Consider the following 19,061-nt stretch of genomic DNA (forward strand, 5'->3'; position numbering starts at 1 on the left):
GCGAAGCGGACTGAACCTGTGGCGGCACAGACCGAGAACCTGCGTGATCTGATCGGTCCTGTCCGTGTGGTCCTCTGGGACTTCGACGGGCCGATCTGTCGGCTGTTCGCCGGCCACAAGGCCGAGCGGGTCGCGAACGACCTGGTGGCCTGGCTGGAGGTACGGGGCCTGCACGGCCTGCTGTCCGGCGCCGAACGGGACACCGCCGACCCTCATGCCGTCCTGCGTGCCGTCGATCGCCGGCACCCGGACAGTGACCTGGTCGCGGAGCTGGAGGAACGTCTCACCCAGGAGGAGCTGCGGGCCGTCCCCTCGTCGCTGCCCACCCCTTACGCCGACCCGCTGATACGCACCTGGACGGCGGTCGGCGCGCGGCCGGCCATCGTGACGAACAACTCCCCTCAGGTGGTCCGCGCCTATCTCGCGGACCGCGGGCTGCTCGACTGCTTCCAGCCCCACATCTACGGCCGCACCCAGGAACTCCAGTACCTCAAGCCCCACCCGCACTACCTCAACCGCGCCCTGCACGCCATGGGAGTGGCCCCGGCCGGAGCCCTGTTCATCGGCGACGCCCCCACCGACTGCCAGGCCGCCCGCGAGGCCGGCGTTCCGTTCCTCGGCTACGCGCGTAACGAGCGCAAGGAGAAGCTGCTGAGCGACGCGGGAGCGTCGCATGTCGTGGCGTCGCTGCTGCCGTTGCTGCGGGTGGTCAGGGGAGAGGGCTGAAGCCGGGTGGATGCGGAGCCGACCGGCGGCATCGACGGCAGGGAATTCCTCCGGATCGCCGACGAGTTGCGCGTCCGTATGACCGACGGGACCTATGTACGGGGTTCCTTCCTGCCTTCCCAGCGAGACCTCGCCGAGGAGTTCGCGGTGTCCCGGGACACCGTCCAGCGGGACATCACCGAGCGGCACACCGCCTCGCTGCGGCTGTCATTGAATTCCCTCTCCAACCTGGGGGTGGTGCCGTCGGTCGATTTACAGATCCGCCATGTGCCGCCGGCCCCGACCTCCAAGCCCTACCTGCTCAACGGCGTCGAAGCGCTGCAGGGGCCGTACGAGGTGATCGAGCGGAGGATCGAGCTGGAACCCGATGAGGAAGTCGTCGCGCTCGACGTGCTCGTCCTCGGCGCCACCCTCACCCACCACGTGAAGGACGACGATCCGAACTCCCCGGGCACGGTCTTCGTGGGCACCATGCAGAGGTGGTTCGACTCGCTCTGGAACCTGCTCGCCCAATAGCGCTCGGTCCCAAGCCGCTACCGAGCGCCCCGCACCTCCGGAGGAACCCAGCGCGGCTCGGCGATGACCGGATTGCGGGGCTTTATGTACTCCAGTTTCTCCCACAGGTTCCGGTGCCACTCCATATGGTGCTCCGCTATCTCCTGAGTCTCCCGGGACGTGGACCGCATGTCCCAGCCGACGACGCGGGCCTTTCCGTACCGGTGTCCGAAGCCCTCGGTGTCGAGAATGCGGACGTCGTCCTCGCGCCAGGAAATGGTCCGGTCCTTGATGCCGTACGGCTGGTGGAAGACCTTCTCCTGGTTGAAGATGTACAGCTTCCGCTCCGGAATCTGCGGCGACTCCCGTACCTCGCACGTGATGGTGAGACGGGGATTGCGTTCACGCACCCGGTCCAGGAGACGCTTGAGTTCGTTCCAGTTGGGCTTGGTGAAAGCGTCCCGCATCCGTTCGCGGTTCTCGGTGGAGTCGGCGAAGTACAGCGTGCCGGCGGGGAGTCCGGCGCTCGGGGGAGCGGGTTCCAGTTTGCCGGGGAGGCTCATCGGCAGATTGAGGTGCGCGATGATGATGCGCAGGGTCAACTCCTGTGTGTGCGCTTCCTCGTCGGCCAGCTTTTCCAGGGACGGCCTGAGCAGCGTGAGCAGTGTCTCCATCGTGAACCCGGAGAAGTCGATGCGAATGTGCCGTGCCTCGAACGTCTCGCGCATCGGGCGGAACAGGTCGTGCCAGGTGGCCATGACATGGACGCCGTCGGCCTCCTGCCGTGACTCGGAGTCGCTGATGGCGTCGAAGAGGATGAGGGCGATGAGCGCGGCGAAGGATCCGCCGAGGAAACTCTGCTCCTTGAGCAGATTTCCGAGCGGTTCGATGATCTCGGCCGCGAGGGCCAGCGCGGCCACCAGGGCCAGCAGCGACTTGACGATGCGGGGTTTCCACGCGCTCAGTGAGTGCCGTACGCGAGCGAGTCTGGACGGGCCGTCGGTGCCCGGACCGCGAGGAGACACCCGCTACCCCCTGTGTGCCGCGGACATGCGCGGCGACGACGCCTGCCGATCTCCGAGCATTCCATGATGCCCGGGCCAACTCGGCAGCACCAGAAGGTCAGTTCGGCTTCCGCAGTGCTTCTGCCGCGCCGATGAGGGGAGCGTGCGACGACACGACCGCGTCGGCGCCGAGCTCCAGCATCTCCGCTGCCCGCCGCGGGTACCGGGTGTATCCGATGAACCGGGTCTTCGCGGCCTGGGCGGCCTGGAGATCGGTGATCTGGTCCCCGATCAGGACGCAGGCGGAAGGAGGCAGGCCGCCCAGGGACTCCAGCGCACGGTCGACGGAGTCGGGGTGGGGCTTCATATGGCGGGGTTCGTGCGGGTCACGCCCGATGACCTCCTTGAACGCCCACCGCAGGCCCTTGCGTTCCAGGTACGACTCGACCGGTCCCGGAGCGTTGTTGCTGACGATCGCGAGGCGCATCCCCATGTCGCGGAGTGCCGTCACCAGACCGGTGACGTCCGGCGCCGGGCGGGCCGAGTCGATGGCGGCGTACTCCTGCCGCCGCACGATCTCCTCCGCCTCTGCGATTGCCTCCCGCAGCCGAGGGGGGACAGGAAGCGGCCCCTCGTACAAGTCCCTGACATGCCGGAGGATGCCGTGGGAGTCGTCGCAGCGCTCGATGTCCGGCCCCAGGTCGGAGTCCCAGACGGCACGCACCGCCTTCTTGATCTCACGGGCGACGGGTGCGGTCGAGGCATCGCCGAAGAGATCGCAGACGGGCCCGTCGAAGTCGAGGAACACGGCGTCCGCGTGCTCAAGGAGTCCGAGCAGCGTTTCCCGTTCGCCGGCTGCGTCACCCATGGGTCTCCTCCCGGTCATCCGATTCAGTGTGGACCACCTCGGGCCGGGCGGCCAGCGTCCCAGGTCATGTCACCGGTCATGTCTCCGGTCGTGCCGCAGGTCGTGCCACGGCCCCTGTCGCAGGTCATGACGTGGGGAAGGGGCGCTCGGACGTGTCGCGGGTTTCTGGCACGATACGCGCGGGCGGCGGAGTACTGTGCTGCCACTCCGGTGCCCCGCCGCAAGGCCCCAAGGTGAGAGAAACGGGCCATGTCACCCGAACCAGATTCCGTCGCTCGGCTGCGCGCGGTCGAGATCGGTGGAGACCCTGGTGCGGTCGAGGGACCACTTCAGGGCTACCACCACGAGACCTATGTGATCTCGCTGCCCCCGCGGGCGGGCGGAGTGGCTCAGGGGCGGTGGAAGTGCCGCGCACCTCGCAGCAATCTCCTGTGGTTCGACAGGCGTTGCTTCGCGTCGGAGGAGCAGCTGCTGACCGCGCTGCGGGGGCATGTCCGCCAGATTCCCGAGGTCGTCGACGTGGACGGCTGTGGATTGCAGCACTTCATCGAAGGGGTCACCCTCGGGTCGATGTACGCGTCCGGGCAGGGTATTCCCGATGACGCGTTCCGGCAGATCGTGGATGTCTTCGGCCAGCTGGCGGCCCTGGACGCCGATGCCCTCGCGGCCGACCGGAAGTGCGACACCGTGGACCGGCCGGTGGACGGTGACACCAACGGCTTTCTTGAGCGGCTCGTCTGTTTCACCGAAGAACGCGTCTATGCGGAGAACCTGAAGACCTTCGAGAGCCTTTTCAGGGATCTCGGAGTGGAACCCGATGCGTTCGGACAACTGCGCAAGACGGTGGCGGGTCTCCATGAGCGTCCCTTTTGCCTGCTGCATGCCGACCTCCATCGCGAGAACTTCATCGTCGATCCCGACCGATTGCTCTGGACGATCGACTGGGAACTCGCGATGGTCGGCGATCCGCTCTACGACCTGGCCACACATCTGTATCTGATGCAGTATCCGATGCGTCAGGCGCGCCGAATGGCGAAGCAGTGGCGTACGGCCGTGGAAGCGGTCCGCCCCGGCAGCGCGAAGGGCATGGAAGAGGATCTGGACCGGCTCATCGACTACAAAAGAGCCCAGTCGGTGTTCACCGATGTCATTCGCGAGGCCCTGAAACTGGGCTCGGAGCCGGATTCCCACTGGGGACAACTCGTCCACTCGGGGCTGAAGTTGCGCCGGATCCTGATGGGCGCCGCCGGTCCCCTGGGGCTGGATCTCGTGCCGAGTCCGGCGCAGATCATGGGCGCACTCACCCGATGGTGCCGGGCCCGGGAAGCGGCGGGCGTACTTCGTGACACCTGACGGCAACTTGAGCCGTGCGGTGAGTGATTGTGGTCCTATGGTGTTGCTTTCACCTTTCGTTCGTCTCTCCTCCGCGTGACACCAGACACCCTGGAGCGGCCAGTGGGCGCACCTCCTCCTCCCCGTCCTGCACACGGGGAGCGCGCTACGCCCGACATCGTCGGGGAGTTCGTGCGGCGAGCCGCGAGGCTGGGGCAGGCGACGAGCGGATACCACAACATGAACTACGTGGTTCCGCTCACGGACGCCATGGCCACGCTGGTGGGTCTCGACGTGGGTACGTCCGTGACCGTGCGGGAGCGACGGGCCGATGCACTGCCCGTGGTGATCAGGACCTGGAACGACGAGGCGCGGATCCTCCAGGCCGTCGGAGAGGCCCTGCCCCATGTGCCGCGGTGCCTCGCCGAGGCGGACGGCGTCTCGATCCACAGCTATGTGGAAGGCATGCCGCTGTCCAGCGTCACCCAGAACGGCAAGCCCGTCGACACCGTGCTGGTCAAGGCCCTGGCCGGCCTGCTCGCCGGGATGGCCCAGGTGCGCCGGGGCCGGCTGCCGTCGCTGCCGTCGGTCTGGCCGAGCGACGACAAGGACAGCCAGGGCTTCCTGCGCACGCTGGCGCATCTCGCCGACCGGCAGATCCGGCAGCCCAACCGGCCTGCCTTCGGCGGGCTGTTCGCGGCGCTCGGCATACCCGAGGACGCCTTGACCCGGCTGGCCGAGCGGGTCCCGGCCATGGCCAGACGGCCGTACAGCCTGCTGCACGCGGATCTGCACCGCGACAACCTGATCATGGCCTACGACGGCCTGCCCCCGCTCATCTGCGTCGACTGGGAGCTGGCGACGTACGGCGATCCGCTGCACGATCTGGCGACGCACCTGGTGCGGATGCGCTACCCGGCCCACCAGTGGGCCGAAGTGGTCGACGCCTGGGCCGACGCCATGCAGTGGATCCGGCCCGCGGCGGTGTCCGGCCTGGCCAGGGATCTGGGTCACTACGTGGCCTTCGAGCGGGCGCAGTCCGTGTACCCGGACGTCATGCGTGCCGCGCGGTCGCTGGAGGGACCGATCACCCAGAAGAACCTCGACGCGGCCACGGCGGAGGTGCGCCGGGCCCTGGAGGATGCGGCGGAGCCGCTCCGGCTGCGGAACATACCGAGCGAGTACGAGATCGAACGGGCCCTCTTCCGGTGGCGGGCAGCGCGTGGCCACGGCGGCATTGACCGGCACGGCGGCATCGACGGCCGGGACGGCAGCGGCGGTGGGGACGGCCCCCGTAGTGGGGACGGCGCCAGAGGTGGGGACGGCAGCGCGGAGGTCTTCGGCTGGCGGCCGGATCACCGGCTCCCCGAGCACCCGGGCTTTCCCGCCGCGGCCGTGCGGGAAGCCCTGCTCGCGGAGGGGTCGGCCCCGGCGGGCCGGGTGTTCAAGGGGACCGCGCATCTCAACACGGTGGTCCCCGGGCCGGACGGTGGTCCTCCGGTGGTGGTCCGGCGCAGGCTGACGGATGCCGGGCGACGGGAGCGTGGCTTCTTTCCCGAACACGCGGTGCTCAGGGCGATCGAGGACGCGGGCGTCGCGGTGGCGGTGCCCAGGGTCCTGGCGCTGGGCGAGTGCTCCCGGGGCGATCCCGTCGCGATCCACACCTACGTCGGCCCTCGGGACATCGAGACGCCCCCGGGTCACCCGGTGCACGGTCTGCTCCCGCACGAGGCCGACGGACTGGTCGACCAGCTCGCCGCACTGACAGGGGTGGGCCACCGGCAGATCGACCCGGCCGCCGGGGACGGCAGGTTCTTCGAGTGGCTGACGTCCCAACTCGTCGAGCTGGTCGGGGACTTGCCCAAGCCGTCACAGCGGTTGGCCCGCTTCGTCGGGCTCCCCGCCCCGGGCCGTCTGCACCAGCTCCTGTCCGGGCACCGGATGAGTGAGCGCAAACCGTCCCTGCTGCACGGCGACCTCGGCCCGCGGCATCTGGTGCGCCGCGACGATCACCTCGCGGTGACCCTCGTCAGCTGGGACCGGGCACTGATCGGCGACCCCCTCTACGACCTGGTCCGGCACATGCATCTCACTCCGACCAGGCCGGAGATCCGGGACCGCATGATCCGCCGCTGGCAGCGCGGGCTGCCCGGCGAGTGCACCGGGAACTGGGAGGAGGACTGGCGGACGTACCGGGGCATCGAGATCGTCCGTTCCGCGTACGTGGATCTGGACCGCCTGCTCACGAGGGCGGACCGGAACGCTCCCGACACGGCGGCGGGCTCGTTCGCGATGACCCTCGCCGCCGCCACCGCCTTCCTCGGCCTGCCCGCCCGCCCCCCGGCCAACCCCTACCTCGCCCGCCTCCTGGCATAGGGGCGCCGGCGCGGGCCGAGCGTAGGCTCACCGGCATGAGCGAGGTTGGCCTGCGCGAGCGCAAGAAGCGGCGGATGTACCAGACCCTGTCGGACACCGCCATCCGCCTCTTCCTGGAGAAGGGCTTCGACGCCGTCTCCGTCGCCGAGGTGGCCGCCGCCGCGGAGATCTCCAAGCCGACGCTCTTCCGGTACTTCCCGGCGAAGGAGGACCTCGTCCTGTACCGGTTCGCCGACCACGAGGACGAGGCCGCGCGGGTCGTACGGGAGGGGCCCGCGCCCGTAGCCGCGCTGCGGCGGCACTTCCTGGACGGGCTGGAGCGGTGCGATCCGGTGACCGGGCTGAACGACCATCCCGAGGTGCTCGCCTTTCACTCTCTGCTGTACGGGACCCCGTCTCTCGTCGCCCGCGCGTACACCTTTCAGCAGCGTTCGGAGGCCGCGCTCGCCGAGGCGCTCGGCGGGGATCTGGACGCACGGCTGGCCGCCGGGCAGATCGTCGCCGTACAGCGGATCCTCGCGAACGAGAACTGGCGGCGGATCGCCGGCGGGGAGTCCGTCGCGGAGGTGAAGGCGGATGCCGTGGCGGCGGCCGAGCGGGCGTTCGGGCTGCTGGAGGCGGGACTGCCACATCTGAGTGGATCAGTGCCTGAGTAAAAAATTTAACTCGGTTACGAGTTTTGGGTACGCTCCATGGAATGACGTCACCCGAACCCTCCCTCCACCACGCCCTCGTCCAGGAACGCGCCCACCACGACCGCTGCCGCACCGCCCTCTCCGCCATGGTCGACGGGGCCCAGGAGCATGTCGTCACCGGCGCGGACGTCTCCGCCTCCGGCGCCGATGCCGAGGTGCTGGGATACGAGCTGCGCAGCCATGCGAAGGCGATGCGTGAGCTGCCCGAAGGGCCCCTGTTCTTCGGGCGGTTGGAGGCCGGGCGGCAGAGCCTGCACATCGGGCGGCTGCGGATCACCGAGCGCCCGGCCGAGCCGCCCCTCGTCGTGGACTGGCGGGCCCCCGTCTCCCGCGCCTTCTACCAGGCCACGGCACGTGATCCGCAGGGCGTCTCGGTACGGCGACGGTTCGGCTGGGCACCCGGCAGCCGCGGCGACTCCGCAGACCTGACCGGGCTGGAGGACGAGCACCTCGACCGGGGGGAGTCGCGCGTCAGCGACATCGTCGCCCGTGAGATCGAGCGGCCCCGCGTCGGGCCCATGCGGGACATCGCGGCCACCATCCAGCCCGAGCAGGACGATCTCGTACGGGGGGACCTGGCGATGTCGGTGTGCGTGCAGGGCGCGCCCGGCACCGGCAAGACCGCCGTCGGCCTGCACCGCGCCGCGTATCTGCTCTACACCCACCCACAGCGCATCCGGCGCGGCGGCCTGCTGATCCTCGGACCCAACCGGACCTTCCTGTCGTACATCTCCCAGGTCCTCCCGGCCCTCGGCGAGACGGGCGTGCGGCAGTCGACGCTCGGGGAGGAGATCGCCGCCGGATGTCCGGTCCGTGGGGTGGACTGTGAGCGCGCGGCTGTCCTGAAGCATGACGTCCGGATGGCGGAGGTGCTGCGGCGGGCGCTGCACGCACGGGTGGGGGGCCGGGGCGGGGCCGTCGACTCCCTTGTCGTGCCGGACGGTTCGTACCGGTGGCGGGTCTCGGCGGAGGAGCTGGGGCGGATCGTCGCCGGGGTGCGGGGCGAGGAGCCGCCGTACGGCGTCGGACGGGAGCGGGTGCGTACGCGGGTGGTGCGGCGCATTCAGGAGCAGGCCGAGCGGCGGGCGGGGCCGCAGAGCGGGGCGTGGGTGCGGCGGATCTCCGGGGCGCGGGCCGTCGGGGCGTACGTCGACGCCGTATGGCCGCGGGTCCGGCCCGAGGAGGTGGTGGCCGCGCTGCTCGGGGATCCGGCCGTGCTGGCGGCCGCCGCCGACGGGGTGCTGGCCGGCGAGGAGCAGAAGGCGCTGCTGTGGGCGAAGCCGCCGCGGTCGTGGAAGTCGGCGCGCTGGTCGGCCGCCGACCTGGTGCTGCTCGACGAGGTGGCCGGGCTCATCGAGCATCCGCAGGGGTACGGCCATGTCGTCGTCGACGAGGCGCAGGACCTGTCGCCGATGGAGTGCCGGGCGATCGCGCGCCGGGCACCTTTCGGGTCGGTGACCGTGCTGGGGGATCTGGCGCAGGGGACGACGCCGTGGGCCGCGCGGTCGTGGGCGACGGTGCTGCGGCACCTCGGCAAACCGGACGCGGCGGTCGTGCCTCTCACCACGGGGTTCCGGGTGCCCGGGGCGGTACTGGCGCTGGCCAACCGGCTGCTGGAGCGGCTGGACGTGGAGGTGCCGGAGGCCCGTTCGCTGCGCGGCGACGGGGAGTTGCGGTTCCGGGCGGCCGGGGGCGATCTGCCGGGGGCGGTCGTGGGTGCCGTACGGGATGCGCTGGGCCGGGAGGGGTCCGTGGGGGTCGTCGCGGCCGACGGGGAGGTGGGACGGGTGCGGGCGGCGCTGGAGTCGGCCGGGATCGAGGCGGGGGGTGCGGACGAGCTGGGGGCGCGGGTGGCGGTCGTGCCGGCGAGTGTGGTGAAGGGGCTGGAGTACGACCATGTCGTCGCCGTGGAACCGGCGGCGATCGTGGAGGCGGAGGAGCGGGGGCTGCACCGGCTGTATGTGGTGGTGACGCGGGCGGTGGCGGGGTTGGAGGTGGTGCATGGGCGGCCGTTGCCGTGGTGACCCTTCGGGCTGGGAGAGCCGCCCCGGCGGTCATGACCATGACGGTAACTTTCCTTGTATGACTGCCATGAACGAGTTTCAGGAGATCCCCACGACCACCCTCGCCGACCTGCTGGGCCGTGAGCAGGTGATGGACATCGGGATGCGTCCGCTGTGGAACCCGGTGCCGCGCATCGCCGGGCCGGCGTTCACGGTGCGGTGCCCGCCCGGGGACAACCTGATGCTGCACGCGGCCATCCACCGCGCCGAGCCCGGATCGGTCGTCGTGGTGGAGTCGGGCGACCTGGACTACGCGCTGGCCGGCGGGAACGTCTGCGCCGTCGCCCACCGCCGGGGCGTCGCCGGGTTCGTCGCCGACGGGCTGATCCGGGACCTGGCGGAGGTACGGGAGATCGAGTTCCCGGTGTTCGCACGCGGCGTCATCCCGATCCCGGGCGGCAAGTCCGTCGTACGGCCGCTGAACGAGCGGGTGCGGTGCGGGGGTGTTTCGGTCGACGCCGGGGACATCGTGGTGGCCGACGAGGAGGGCGTCGTGGTCGTGCCGGCCGCCCGCCGGGACGAGGTGCTCGTGGCGGCCCGGGCGAAGCTGGCCAAGGAGGCCGCGGAGACCCTGGACGACTGGGAAGCGGCGCATCGGGCGCGGATCGACAAGATCCTTGCGGAGAAGGGGTTCGAGGGCTGAGGGGTTCCGGCCGTGCCCGGGGGGCCGGTGTGGGCCGCGACCTGGGGGAGATGACGCGGACGCGGCCCTCACCGACCGGTGCCTGGACCGCCCTGGAGGAGGGGCTACCGCCGGGCGCGGCCCAGGAGTTCGGTGACTCGCATGTAGCCGTCCGTGCCGTGGCCGAGGGCGACCACACGGCGGGCCAGGCCCTCGGCGGCGCGGATCACGTTCGCCTCGATGCCGTGGGACTCGGAGGCCTCGACGATGTGGGCCATGGTCGAGACGGCGGAGGTGATGGGGTTGAGTTCGCCGGAGTAGGTGCGGTCGTCGACGTCGCCCGCGAACTCCTCGAAGAGCGCCGGCAGGATCGCGCTGATGCCCTGGGCGAACGGGGCGAGTTCCCGTGCGGTGATGCCCTCGGCCTGGGCCACGGCCACGGCGTGCGCGTAGCCGGCCATCGCCGTCCAGAAGATGTCGAGCAGGGCGATGTCGTAGGCGGCGGCGCGGCCGATGTCCTCGCCGAGGTGGGTGTGGGTGCCGGCGAGCGCGTCGAGGATGGGCCGGTGCTCGCGGTAGAGCTCCTCGGGGCCGCTGTAGATGAACACACCGTCGGCCGTGCCGATCGTCGTGGTCGGTGTCATGATCGCGCCGTCCAGATAGCGGACGCCGTGCGCGGCGGCCCACTCGGCCGTGTCCCGGGCGCGGGCCGGGGTGTCGGCGGTCAGGTTCACGACCGTACGGCCCTTGAGCGCGTCGGTCACCGCGTCCTGCCGCAGAACGGCGTCGGAGGCGTCGTAGTTCACCACGCAGACGACGGTCAGCGCACTGGTGGCGACCGCCTCCGCCGGGGACGCGGCCGACTCGGCACCACGGTCGAGGAGTTCCCCGTCCCGCCCGGGCGTGCGGTTCCAGACGGTGACCCGCAGCCCCGCGTCCAGGAACGCACCGGCCAGGGTGCGGCCCATCGGGCCCAGACCGAGGACGGTGACGGCGGACTCGTGGTCGTAGGTGGGCATGACTCAACTCCTTGTAAGGTGGCGATAATTGATGACAAAAGGGGTGGGGAAATGTCGCATCGACGCCATGACCCGAATGTGTGCGGGGTGACCGCCGCGATCGCCGTGATCGACGGCAAGTGGAAGACGTCGCTGCTGTGGCTGCTGGAGGACGGCCCCGCCCGTCCGGCGGAACTGCGCCGTCGGCTGCCGGGCCTCAGCGAGAAGGTGCTGACGCAGGCGTTGCGTGAGATGGAGGCGGACGGGCTGGTGCACCGCAAGGTGTACGACGTCCTGCCGCTGAAGACCGTCTACTCCCTGACCGACTTCGGCCGCGACCTGGCCGAGGCCGTGGCTCCGTTGGCGGAGTGGGGGTATCGACGGCTGGAGAGGATGACCGAGAGCCGGTCGGCCTGATCCGGCTTGATCCGGCTTGCTCCGGCTTGCTCCGGCCTGATCCGGGCGTTCACCTCCGTTCGATGCGGTGCGGGTGTCTTTCCGATCACCTGCACCCAGGTTCGGATGTCCGGCGGCCGTTGCCAAGTACCCACAAAAAAGTGGGTACTTGGTGGCTACGGCGCTCAAGCCCCCAGCCCGGTGCTCAAGCCTTGGCCCGGCGGGCCTCCTTCACCTCACGGGCGACCGCCCAGGGGTCCGCGACCGGGCCCACATGGCCCAGCTTGTCGGGGTTCTGCACCGAGCGGATCATCTGGACACGGCCGTCCAGCACATCGAGGGCCAGGGTGTTGGTCACCTTGCCGTCCCGGTCGCGGAGTACGGCGCCGGGCTGGCCGTTGACCTCGCGCGGCTCCAGCGTCATGTCGATCCGCATCAGCCAGGGGAAGGCCGCGGCCAGCACCCGGGCCACCTTGTCGGCGCCGAAGACGACCCTGGCCAGCTGCGGGGCCTTGCCGCCGCCGTCGCCGACCAGCTGGACGTCGGCGGAGAGCAGCGCCCGCAGCCCGTCGACGTCGCCCTCCCGCAGCGCGTCGAAGAACCGGGCCGCCAGTTCGTCCCGTTCCCGCCGGTCCGCCTCGAACCGGGGGCGCCCGGCGGCCATGTGCCGTCGCGCCCGTACCGCGAGCTGACGGCACGCCGCCTCCGAGCGGTCCACCGCCGACGCGACCTCGGGGAAGCCGAACCCGAACACCTCGCGCAGCACGAAGACCGCGCGCTCCAGCGGGCTGAGCCGTTCGAGCAGCAGCAGGGCCGCCATCGACACCGAGTCGGCCAGCTCGGCCGAGCGCGCCGGGTCCTCGTAGGGGTCGCTGAGCAGCGGCTCGGGCAGCCACTGTCCGACGTACGTCTCCCGTCGGACGCGGGCCGAGCGCAGCACGTCGATCGAGATCCGGGTCACCACGGCCGAGAGGAACGCCTTGGGCGAGGCGGGCCGGGTCGGGGAGGTCTCGTAGCGCAGCCAGCTCTCCTGGACGGCGTCCTCGGCCTCGCTCACGCTGCCGAGGATGCGGTAGGCGATCGCGAACAGCAGCGGCCGTAGCTCCTCGAACTCCTGGGTCCGGGTCACGCCAGCTCCTCCTTGAAGCCCTGGCGCCACGAGGGGTGGCGCAACCCCCAGCCGAGTTCCCGCTTGGTCCTCGCGTTGGAGAAGCCGCGTCCCTCGGTCATCAGGGACACCGCGAACTCCCCGGCCAGCAGCCTGGCCAGCCACCTGGGGATCCGCATCGGCCGCTTGGCACCGGCGCACTCGGCCAGATACGGCAGCCACTCGCGGACCTGCGCCGGCTCGTCGTCGACGATGTTGAACACGCCCCTGGCCTGCTTCTCCACGGCCAGGACGGTGGCGCTCGCCGCGTCGTCGAGGTGCACCCACGAGTTCCAGCCGGTGCCTTCGCCCACGAGCGGGAACTTCCGCTTGCGTACGAACTCGACCACGTCGTCACTGGCGCCCGGTCCGTAGAACCCGCCGTAGCGCAGGACCGTGCCGCCGGCCTTGGGCACCACGTCCTGGATGTGCAGGACACCCGTCGAGATCCTGCGCGCCATCGTCGCCGTGCCCGGCTCGATCGGGTCCTCCTCGGTCAGCAGCCCGGCGCCGGGCTGGTAGCTCTGGGCGAAGCTCTGCACGACGACATGGGGTACGCCGGTCGCCTCGGCGGCGGCCAGCAGGTGGTCCGTACCCTCGATGCGGAGCCGGTTGGTGGTGGCGAAGGACCGGTCGGGGTGCCGCATGTCGGCCTTGCCGGAGATCGCGGTCATCTCATGCACGATCGCGTCCGGCCGCGCCGCGGCCACCGCCTCTCCGACCGACATCCCGTCCAGCCCGTCCATCACCACACCCCGCGCGCCCAGCTCCGCCAGCAGCCCCAGCTTGGCCGAGCTCGTCGTGGTGGCCGTCACCTGATGCCCCCGGGCCACCAGCTGCGGCACCAGCCGCCTGCCCAGTGCCCCGGTCCCTCCTGCCACGAACACGTGCATGTCCCTCACCTGCCAGTTTCCGAATTCCGAAGTGGGTCTCTGCACCTGGGACGAGACAGGGCGGACGGTTGTGACATGGGGTGGCGTGGCGGCGGTGGTGGTGGCCGGTCATGGGGAGGGAGACAGTTCCCCGGACTCGGTCAGGACCCGCGTCACGAACGCGGCCAGCTCCGCCCGCAGCTGCTCGCGGGTCATGTGCTGTCGGTCGACCAGATGGTCGACGAGGTCGGCGCGGACGGCGGCGAGCAGTGCGTGTGCGGCGAAGTCGCTGCCGTCGAGGCCGGGGAGCTGCTCCAGTACGCGGCGGAGTGTGCCGTGCCACCAGTCGTAGTGGTCGGCGCCGTAGGGGCTGTCGGTGCCCGCCGCTTCCAGTGCCAGGGAGAGGTGCCGGTGGTCGAGCTTGAAGCACAGGACCGCGTCGAGCAGGGCGAGGGCGCGTTCCATCGGCGGGGTGTCCGGTCCGAGGGGGCGCGGGCCGTCCGTGATGGCCCGGCGAATCGGTTCGAGCCGGGCTTCGTAGAGCGCGCGGATCAGCCCGGTGCGGTCGGTGAAGCCGCGGAAGAGGGTCGCTTTGCCGACGCCGGCCGCGACCGCGATGTCGGCCATGGTCACCTGCTCGGGCCTGTCGCAGCTTGCGAAGAGCCGGTCGGCGGCCGCGAGGACGGCCTCACGGTTGCGTACGGCGTCCGCGCGGGGCTTGCGTTCGGGCACGGTGATTCCTCCGGTTGCGTAAACGGACCCTGGGTCCGTATCGTGGCGGAGCGTTAACCGGACCCAGGGTCCGTATCGTAACGGAAGGAGCCCACATGCCCATGCGCACGCCCATGTCCAAGCCCATGCCCGCGCCCGCGCACCCGGCCGACCTGTACCGCCACGGCCTGCAGTTGCTGCTCGACAAGGACATCCCCGCCTGGGTCGACCTGTGGGACGAGGACGGTGTCTTCGAGTTCCCGTTCGCTCCCGAGGGATGGCCGAGGCGGCTGGAGGGCAGGGCCGCCGTCCTCGACTACATGCGCGACTACCCCGACCACATCGACCTCCACGCCTTCCCCGACCTGAAGATCCACCAGACCCTCGACCCGGAGACGATCGTGGTCGAGATGCGCGGGGTCGGGCGGCTGGTCCCCAGCGGTGACCCCTTCGACATGACCTACGTCGCCGTGGTCTCGGTCGCGGACGGCCGTATCACCCACTACCGCGACTACTGGAACCCGCTCGGCATCCCCCAGGACGGCGCCGCCGCCTTCGCTCAGGGGGACCGATGACCACGCCGCCCGTCACCGTCCTGGTCCTCGGGGCCACCGGCACCACCGGCAGCCGGGTGGCCCGGGGCGTCGCCGCCCGGGGGCACCGGGTCAAGGCGGCCCGGCTCGACGTCGGCTTCGACTGGTACGACCGCTCGACCCACGAACAGGCCCTGACCGGCGCGGACCACGTCTACCTCGTCCCGCCCCTGGCCTCCGCGACCCCGGCCGACATCATGCTCCCCTTCCTGGAGCGGGCCCGGGCCTGCGGAGTGCGCCGGGCCGTACTGCTCAGTTCCTCGGCGATCCCCGCCGGAGGCCCGGCCGTCGGCCAGGTGCACCAGGCGCTGCCCGGCCTCTTCGACGAGTGGGCGGTCCTACGGCCGTCCTGGTTCATGCAGAACTTCACCGGCGACCACCTGCACGCCCGGAGCATCCGCGAGGAGGGGACGATCCGGACGGCGGCGGGCGAGGGGCGCGTGGCCTTCGTGGACGCCGACGACATCGCGGCCGTGGCCACACACGCGCTGACCGACGTCCACGCCCCCGACACCGATCTGGTCATCACCGGCCCGGAGGCGCTCAGCCACACCGACGTCGCGACCATCCTCGGCGAGGTGACCGACCGGGCCGTCACGCACCGGCAGTTGACGTACGAGCAGCTCCGCGATCACCTCGCCCGGTCGATGCCGCCCGAGTTCGCGGCGATGCTCGCCGGCCTGGACAGATCCATCGCCGAAGGAGCCGAGGACCGGACCACCGACACCGTCCTCCGCGTGACGGGTCGCCCGCCGCGCAGCTTTCGTACGCATGTGGAGCGGGTGGTGACGGGGCGGTCGTCGGGTCGGGAGTGAAGGCTCCTTCTGGGTGCCCCGTATCAGTCCTGGGCGCTCCGGACGATCCGGTCGACGACCTCCGCGGCCCGCTCCGGATGCTCCTCGAACCAGCCGTCGAGACATTCCCGTACGGCCTCCCCGACGCAGGCGCGCACCTCGGGATTGCCCAGCAGCCCCCTCGTGGCGCCGAGGAACTCGGGACGGTCGAGCTTCACCGACACGACCGCCGTCAGGCCCTCGCCGATCCGGTCGGCCACGGAACCGGGATCCACCTCCACCGCCGCCGGCAACCCCCGCTTCCGCGCGTACGTGGTGACAGCGGCGGCCACCCCGTCGCGGAAGCCGTCCACGTGCGTGCCGCCCTCGGGCGTGGCCAGGCTGTTGGCGAAGCCGCGCACCCGCTCCGCACGGGAACCGTTCCAGCGGGTACCGCTCCACAGGAACGCCAGCTCCATCGTCCCCGCCATCCGCGGGTCCTCCCGCTCGAAGCCGATGACGTCCGGATGGAGGGACGCCCCCGCCTCCGCGTCGAGGGCGGCCACGAAGTCCCGTACCCCGTCCGGGAACCGGAACCGCACCACCCGGGCCCCTCCCGCCGGGCGTTCGTCCGTCAGCGAGATCTCCAGTCCCCGGTTGAGGAAGGCCACCTGCCGGAACCGCTCCGCCAGCACGGCGAACGAGCACTCCGTCGTCTCGAAGATCCCGGCATCGGGCCAGAAGGCGACAGTGGTCCCGCTGCCGGTCGCGGGCCCCGCGGCGCAGGGCGGGGCGAGAGCGACACCGCGCGCGAACTCCTGCGCCCGGCGCACCCCCTCGCGCCGCACCTCGGCCGTCAGCCGGCTCGACAGCGCGTTGGCGACGAAGAGCCCCGCGCCGAACTGGCCCACGCCCACGAGGCGTCGACCACTGGGCTCGGACCCGGCGCACATGCTGGTCAGCAGGGCTTCGAGACCAGGGCCGTCGGCGTCCCCGGCGGCCGGTGCCTCGAAGGCGACGCCCGGCCCGTCGTCGGCGACCCGTACGCCGCCGTCGGACGTGAGCGTGACGTCGACGCGGCCGGCACCCGTGGCCGACACCTCGTTCACCGCCCGGCCCACGACCTCGAACACCAGCTGATGCAGGCCGCGTTCCGTGACCGAGCCGACCCACATCCCGGGCCGCTTGCGAACGGCCTCCCGCCCCTCCAGCACCTCGATGCGGGCAGCGTCGTACTCCATGCCATCCCCCTCCATGCCATCCCCCTCCATGCCATCCCTCTCCACGCCAACCACACTCACGAAGACCCCTCCCATGGCGTCCGGCAGATCTCCCCAGCCTAGAAAGAATCCAGGAAAACACCAGGTCAGAGCAGTTTCGTCGAGTCCGCGGACGGGCGGGTGAAGCCCTGTCAGGGGACGGCCGACCAACGAGCACCCACCACGCCCGAAGCCGCGTCCGACGCCCCACCGAGACCGTGTACGGCCCCACTCCGGGCGCCTCCGAGGGCGCCAATTCCGGTGTGTGGCAGGTGCTCTCACCGCGCGTCGGTCGATGAGTTCGGGCGGGGGCGCGAGTCTGTAGTGAGGCCACCCAACGCCACCCGCGAGGCACACCACGGAGGAAGCCATGACGTCCACGCCCACCCCCGCGCTGCCCGGCCGCCCGCCCGTCGTCGACCTGGCCACCTGGCAGGCCGCCCGTGACGAGCTGCTGGTCCGGGAGAAGGCCCACACCCGGGAGGAGGACGCCATCGCCGCGGCCCGCCGCCGGCTGCCGATGGTGGAGTTCGACGGGAAGGTCGAGGTCGTCGGACCCGACGGCCCGGTCCCGTTCCTGGACCTGTTCCAGGGCCGCGACGAGCTCGTGGTCTACAAGCACATGTGGTACGACGGCGCCCCGCACCAGGGGCAGTGCGAGGGCTGCACCACCACGGCCTGGCACCTGAAGGACGCCGCCTACCTCAACGCCCGCGGCGTCTCGTTCGCCATCCTGACCACGGGCGCCTGGGACGAGGTGGCCTCCTACGTCGAGTTCATGGGCTACACCCAGCCCTGGTACTCGGTGCGCGGCGTGGCCGGACCGGCCGGCGGCGACATGGGGTACCTCACCTGCTACCTGCGCGACGGCGACCGCGCCTTCCTCACCTACTCCACGACCGGTCGCGGCAACGAACGCGTCAACGGTGCCCTCGGCCTGCTCGACATGACGCCCTACGGCCGCCGCGAGGCCTGGGAGGACGACCCCGAGGGCTGGCCCGAGTCCCCCGAGGTCGGCGCCCCGGTCGGTGGGCACGGCGCGCCGATCTGCTGGTACTGGCGCTCGGACGCCGACGGCAACGCCACCTGGGGCCCGACCAGCCGCCCCGTCCCCCAGTGGACCCGCCCCGACGCGACACCCGTACAAACCCTCGGCCGACACGGGGACCACCACTGACGTCACTGGCCTCACTGACGTCAGTGAGGCCACCGACGCCACCGACACGCCTTCGTCGCGACGTGGCGTGGCGCACTTTTGCAAGCGGGTGCTTGCAATAGTTAGCGAGAGTGCGGCAAGGTGGAGACATGGCATCGCTCAACGTCGGCAATCTCGGCGACTATCTGCGTGAGCAGCGGCGCAACGCGCAGCTGTCACTGCGGCAACTCGCCGATGCCGCCGGGGTGTCCAATCCGTATCTGAGCCAGATCGAGCGCGGGCTGCGCAAGCCGAGCGCGGAGGTGTTGCAGCAGGTCGCCAAGGCGCTGCGGATCTCCGCCGAGACGCTGTACGTGCGCGCCGGCATCCTCGACGCCGAGCGGGACCGGGACGAGGTGGAGACGCGCGCCGTCATCCTCGCCGATCCCACGCTGAACGAGCGGCAGAAGCAGGTGCTGCTCCAGATCTACGAATCCTTCCGCAAGGAGAACGGGTTCGGGATACCCGCCGAGGCAGTCGTGCCGGCGGAGGCCCTCGGCTCGGAACCGGGCATCCGGGACGGCGATGACCATCGCGACGGCGCGCCGGACAGCCAGGGCGGCGACACCGCCGTACGCCGCGGCCGTACGACCGGCACGACCCGCACGGAGAGCGCGGACGGCACGAACAGCGCGGCCGACGGCGGCCGCAAGTCCGCCACGCGCCGCACTCGCACCACCAGCAAGACGAGCAAGGCCAGCAAGACGAGCAAGACCGGCAACACGAGCAAGACCCGCACGACCGGTAAGTCCGACGGCAGCGACGCCGCCGACCCGGAGAACCCGACCAACCCGCGGCAGTCGGCCGGCTGACCATGCACCGCCGTACGCGCGCCAAGTGCCACCGCACAACGGACACACGGCACGCGCGGCCCGCATGGCACGCACAGCACGCACCGGCACCGACCGGCGCGCATGGGCGAGCAGCCTTACGGCA

At 71.0% G+C, this 19,061-nt stretch carries 19 protein-coding genes; 12 read left to right on the plus strand and 7 right to left on the minus strand.

The genetic code is table 11. The features are described from left to right. Positions 1-18 precede the first annotated feature (18 nt). Together ACFWYS_RS31520 and ACFWYS_RS31525 are read left to right on the plus strand one after the other, a co-directional pair. The gene (locus ACFWYS_RS31520) at positions 19-726 is read left to right on the plus strand and encodes an HAD family hydrolase (RefSeq protein WP_384776129.1); all 708 of its coding nucleotides are present in this window, start codon (positions 19-21) and stop codon (positions 724-726) included. A gap of 6 nt (positions 727-732) precedes the next feature. Next, positions 733-1,242, plus strand: coding sequence for a GntR family transcriptional regulator (locus ACFWYS_RS31525; RefSeq protein WP_384776131.1), 510 nt, complete (start codon positions 733-735; stop codon positions 1,240-1,242). A 17-nt stretch (positions 1,243-1,259) separates the two neighbouring features. On the opposite strand, the gene ACFWYS_RS31530 is transcribed toward ACFWYS_RS31525, so the two are convergent. Beyond that, complete coding sequence (locus ACFWYS_RS31530; protein ID WP_384776133.1) at positions 1,260-2,246, minus strand: hypothetical protein; 987 nt, start codon at positions 2,244-2,246, stop codon at positions 1,260-1,262. Positions 2,247-2,343: 97 nt separating this feature from the next. After that, complete coding sequence (locus ACFWYS_RS31535) at positions 2,344-3,093, minus strand: HAD family hydrolase (RefSeq protein WP_384776135.1); 750 nt, start codon at positions 3,091-3,093, stop codon at positions 2,344-2,346. 249 nt (positions 3,094-3,342) lie between these two features. Here ACFWYS_RS31535 and ACFWYS_RS31540 point away from each other — a divergent pair, with 249 nt between their 5' ends. The 5 genes from ACFWYS_RS31540 to ACFWYS_RS31560 all read left to right on the plus strand — a co-directional run bounded on the left by ACFWYS_RS31540 (position 3,343) and on the right by ACFWYS_RS31560 (position 10,202). Continuing rightward, complete coding sequence (locus ACFWYS_RS31540) at positions 3,343-4,446, plus strand: phosphotransferase family protein (RefSeq protein WP_384776137.1); 1,104 nt, start codon at positions 3,343-3,345, stop codon at positions 4,444-4,446. 219 nt (positions 4,447-4,665) lie between these two features. After that, positions 4,666-6,801, plus strand: a complete 2,136-nt coding sequence (locus ACFWYS_RS31545) for a phosphotransferase family protein (protein WP_384776139.1) — start codon at positions 4,666-4,668, stop codon at positions 6,799-6,801. A gap of 35 nt (positions 6,802-6,836) precedes the next feature. Further along, positions 6,837-7,457, plus strand: coding sequence for a TetR/AcrR family transcriptional regulator (locus ACFWYS_RS31550; RefSeq protein WP_384776141.1), 621 nt, complete (start codon positions 6,837-6,839; stop codon positions 7,455-7,457). A gap of 41 nt (positions 7,458-7,498) precedes the next feature. After that, the gene (locus ACFWYS_RS31555) at positions 7,499-9,520 is read left to right on the plus strand and encodes a HelD family protein (RefSeq protein WP_384776143.1); all 2,022 of its coding nucleotides are present in this window, start codon (positions 7,499-7,501) and stop codon (positions 9,518-9,520) included. Between the two features lie 58 nt (positions 9,521-9,578). After that, positions 9,579-10,202, plus strand: coding sequence for an RraA family protein (locus ACFWYS_RS31560; protein ID WP_384776145.1), 624 nt, complete (start codon positions 9,579-9,581; stop codon positions 10,200-10,202). Between the two features lie 104 nt (positions 10,203-10,306). On the opposite strand, the gene ACFWYS_RS31565 is transcribed toward ACFWYS_RS31560, so the two are convergent. Then, entirely contained in the window at positions 10,307-11,200 is an 894-nt protein-coding gene (locus ACFWYS_RS31565) for an NAD(P)-dependent oxidoreductase (RefSeq protein ID WP_384776147.1), read from the minus strand. A 51-nt stretch (positions 11,201-11,251) separates the two neighbouring features. Between ACFWYS_RS31565 and ACFWYS_RS31570 the strand changes: the two genes are divergently transcribed. Continuing rightward, positions 11,252-11,596: a winged helix-turn-helix transcriptional regulator gene (locus tag ACFWYS_RS31570; RefSeq protein WP_384776149.1), complete on the plus strand. Its 345-nt coding sequence runs from the start codon at positions 11,252-11,254 to the stop codon at positions 11,594-11,596. A gap of 184 nt (positions 11,597-11,780) precedes the next feature. Here ACFWYS_RS31570 and ACFWYS_RS31575 read toward each other — a convergent pair whose 3' ends face one another. The 3 genes from ACFWYS_RS31575 to ACFWYS_RS31585 form a co-directional block, all read right to left on the minus strand. Next, positions 11,781-12,704 (minus strand): RNA polymerase sigma-70 factor, encoded by a 924-nt coding sequence (locus ACFWYS_RS31575; protein WP_384776151.1) that lies wholly within the window; start codon positions 12,702-12,704, stop codon positions 11,781-11,783. Further along, entirely contained in the window at positions 12,701-13,615 is a 915-nt protein-coding gene (locus tag ACFWYS_RS31580; protein ID WP_384776153.1) for an NAD-dependent epimerase/dehydratase family protein, read from the minus strand. Before ACFWYS_RS31580 ends, ACFWYS_RS31575 begins: the two co-directional genes overlap by 4 nt. Positions 13,616-13,723: 108 nt before the next feature. Continuing rightward, on the minus strand, positions 13,724-14,326 hold the full coding sequence (locus ACFWYS_RS31585; protein WP_384776155.1) for a TetR/AcrR family transcriptional regulator: 603 nt from the start codon (positions 14,324-14,326) through the stop codon (positions 13,724-13,726). Positions 14,327-14,451: 125 nt separating this feature from the next. On the opposite strand from ACFWYS_RS31585, the gene ACFWYS_RS31590 reads away from it, so the two are divergent. Beyond that, the gene (locus ACFWYS_RS31590; protein WP_384776195.1) at positions 14,452-14,880 is read left to right on the plus strand and encodes a nuclear transport factor 2 family protein; all 429 of its coding nucleotides are present in this window, start codon (positions 14,452-14,454) and stop codon (positions 14,878-14,880) included. After that, positions 14,877-15,713 (plus strand): ergot alkaloid biosynthesis protein, encoded by an 837-nt coding sequence (locus ACFWYS_RS31595; protein WP_384776157.1) that lies wholly within the window; start codon positions 14,877-14,879, stop codon positions 15,711-15,713. Before ACFWYS_RS31590 ends, ACFWYS_RS31595 begins: the two co-directional genes overlap by 4 nt. Before the next feature lie 23 nt (positions 15,714-15,736). On the opposite strand, the gene ACFWYS_RS31600 is transcribed toward ACFWYS_RS31595, so the two are convergent. Next, positions 15,737-16,912, minus strand: coding sequence for an ATP-binding protein (locus tag ACFWYS_RS31600; protein ID WP_384776159.1), 1,176 nt, complete (start codon positions 16,910-16,912; stop codon positions 15,737-15,739). Between the two features lie 388 nt (positions 16,913-17,300). Here ACFWYS_RS31600 and ACFWYS_RS31605 point away from each other — a divergent pair, with 388 nt between their 5' ends. Together ACFWYS_RS31605 and ACFWYS_RS31610 are read left to right on the plus strand one after the other, a co-directional pair. After that, entirely contained in the window at positions 17,301-18,107 is an 807-nt protein-coding gene (locus tag ACFWYS_RS31605; protein WP_384776161.1) for a DUF899 family protein, read from the plus strand. Between the two features lie 128 nt (positions 18,108-18,235). Next, positions 18,236-18,937, plus strand: a complete 702-nt coding sequence (locus ACFWYS_RS31610) for a helix-turn-helix domain-containing protein (protein ID WP_384776163.1) — start codon at positions 18,236-18,238, stop codon at positions 18,935-18,937. The last annotated feature ends 124 nt before the right edge of the window (positions 18,938-19,061 follow it).

The organism is Streptomyces sp. NPDC059010, assembly GCF_042740355.1.
Taxonomy (GTDB): domain Bacteria; phylum Actinomycetota; class Actinomycetes; order Streptomycetales; family Streptomycetaceae; genus Streptomyces.

Excerpts from the sequence above, each read along its gene's own strand:
- ACFWYS_RS31540 (WP_384776137.1), top strand. The coding sequence starts at position 3,343 with ATGTCACCCGAACCAGATTCCGTCGCTCGGCTGCGCGCGGTCGAGATC.
- ACFWYS_RS31570 (WP_384776149.1), top strand. The coding sequence starts at position 11,252 with ATGTCGCATCGACGCCATGACCCGAATGTGTGCGGGGTGACCGCCGCG.
- ACFWYS_RS31555 (WP_384776143.1), top strand. The coding sequence starts at position 7,499 with ATGACGTCACCCGAACCCTCCCTCCACCACGCCCTCGTCCAGGAACGC.
- ACFWYS_RS31580 (WP_384776153.1), bottom strand. The coding sequence starts at position 13,615 with ATGCACGTGTTCGTGGCAGGAGGGACCGGGGCACTGGGCAGGCGGCTG.
- ACFWYS_RS31590 (WP_384776195.1), top strand. The coding sequence starts at position 14,452 with ATGCCCGCGCCCGCGCACCCGGCCGACCTGTACCGCCACGGCCTGCAG.
- ACFWYS_RS31545 (WP_384776139.1), top strand. The coding sequence starts at position 4,666 with ATGAACTACGTGGTTCCGCTCACGGACGCCATGGCCACGCTGGTGGGT.
- ACFWYS_RS31560 (WP_384776145.1), top strand. The coding sequence starts at position 9,579 with ATGACTGCCATGAACGAGTTTCAGGAGATCCCCACGACCACCCTCGCC.
- ACFWYS_RS31610 (WP_384776163.1), top strand. The coding sequence starts at position 18,236 with ATGGCATCGCTCAACGTCGGCAATCTCGGCGACTATCTGCGTGAGCAG.
- ACFWYS_RS31550 (WP_384776141.1), top strand. The coding sequence starts at position 6,837 with ATGAGCGAGGTTGGCCTGCGCGAGCGCAAGAAGCGGCGGATGTACCAG.
- ACFWYS_RS31565 (WP_384776147.1), bottom strand. The coding sequence starts at position 11,200 with ATGCCCACCTACGACCACGAGTCCGCCGTCACCGTCCTCGGTCTGGGC.
- ACFWYS_RS31595 (WP_384776157.1), top strand. The coding sequence starts at position 14,877 with ATGACCACGCCGCCCGTCACCGTCCTGGTCCTCGGGGCCACCGGCACC.
- ACFWYS_RS31605 (WP_384776161.1), top strand. The coding sequence starts at position 17,301 with ATGACGTCCACGCCCACCCCCGCGCTGCCCGGCCGCCCGCCCGTCGTC.
- ACFWYS_RS31600 (WP_384776159.1), bottom strand. The coding sequence starts at position 16,912 with ATGGAGTACGACGCTGCCCGCATCGAGGTGCTGGAGGGGCGGGAGGCC.
- ACFWYS_RS31535 (WP_384776135.1), bottom strand. The coding sequence starts at position 3,093 with ATGGGTGACGCAGCCGGCGAACGGGAAACGCTGCTCGGACTCCTTGAG.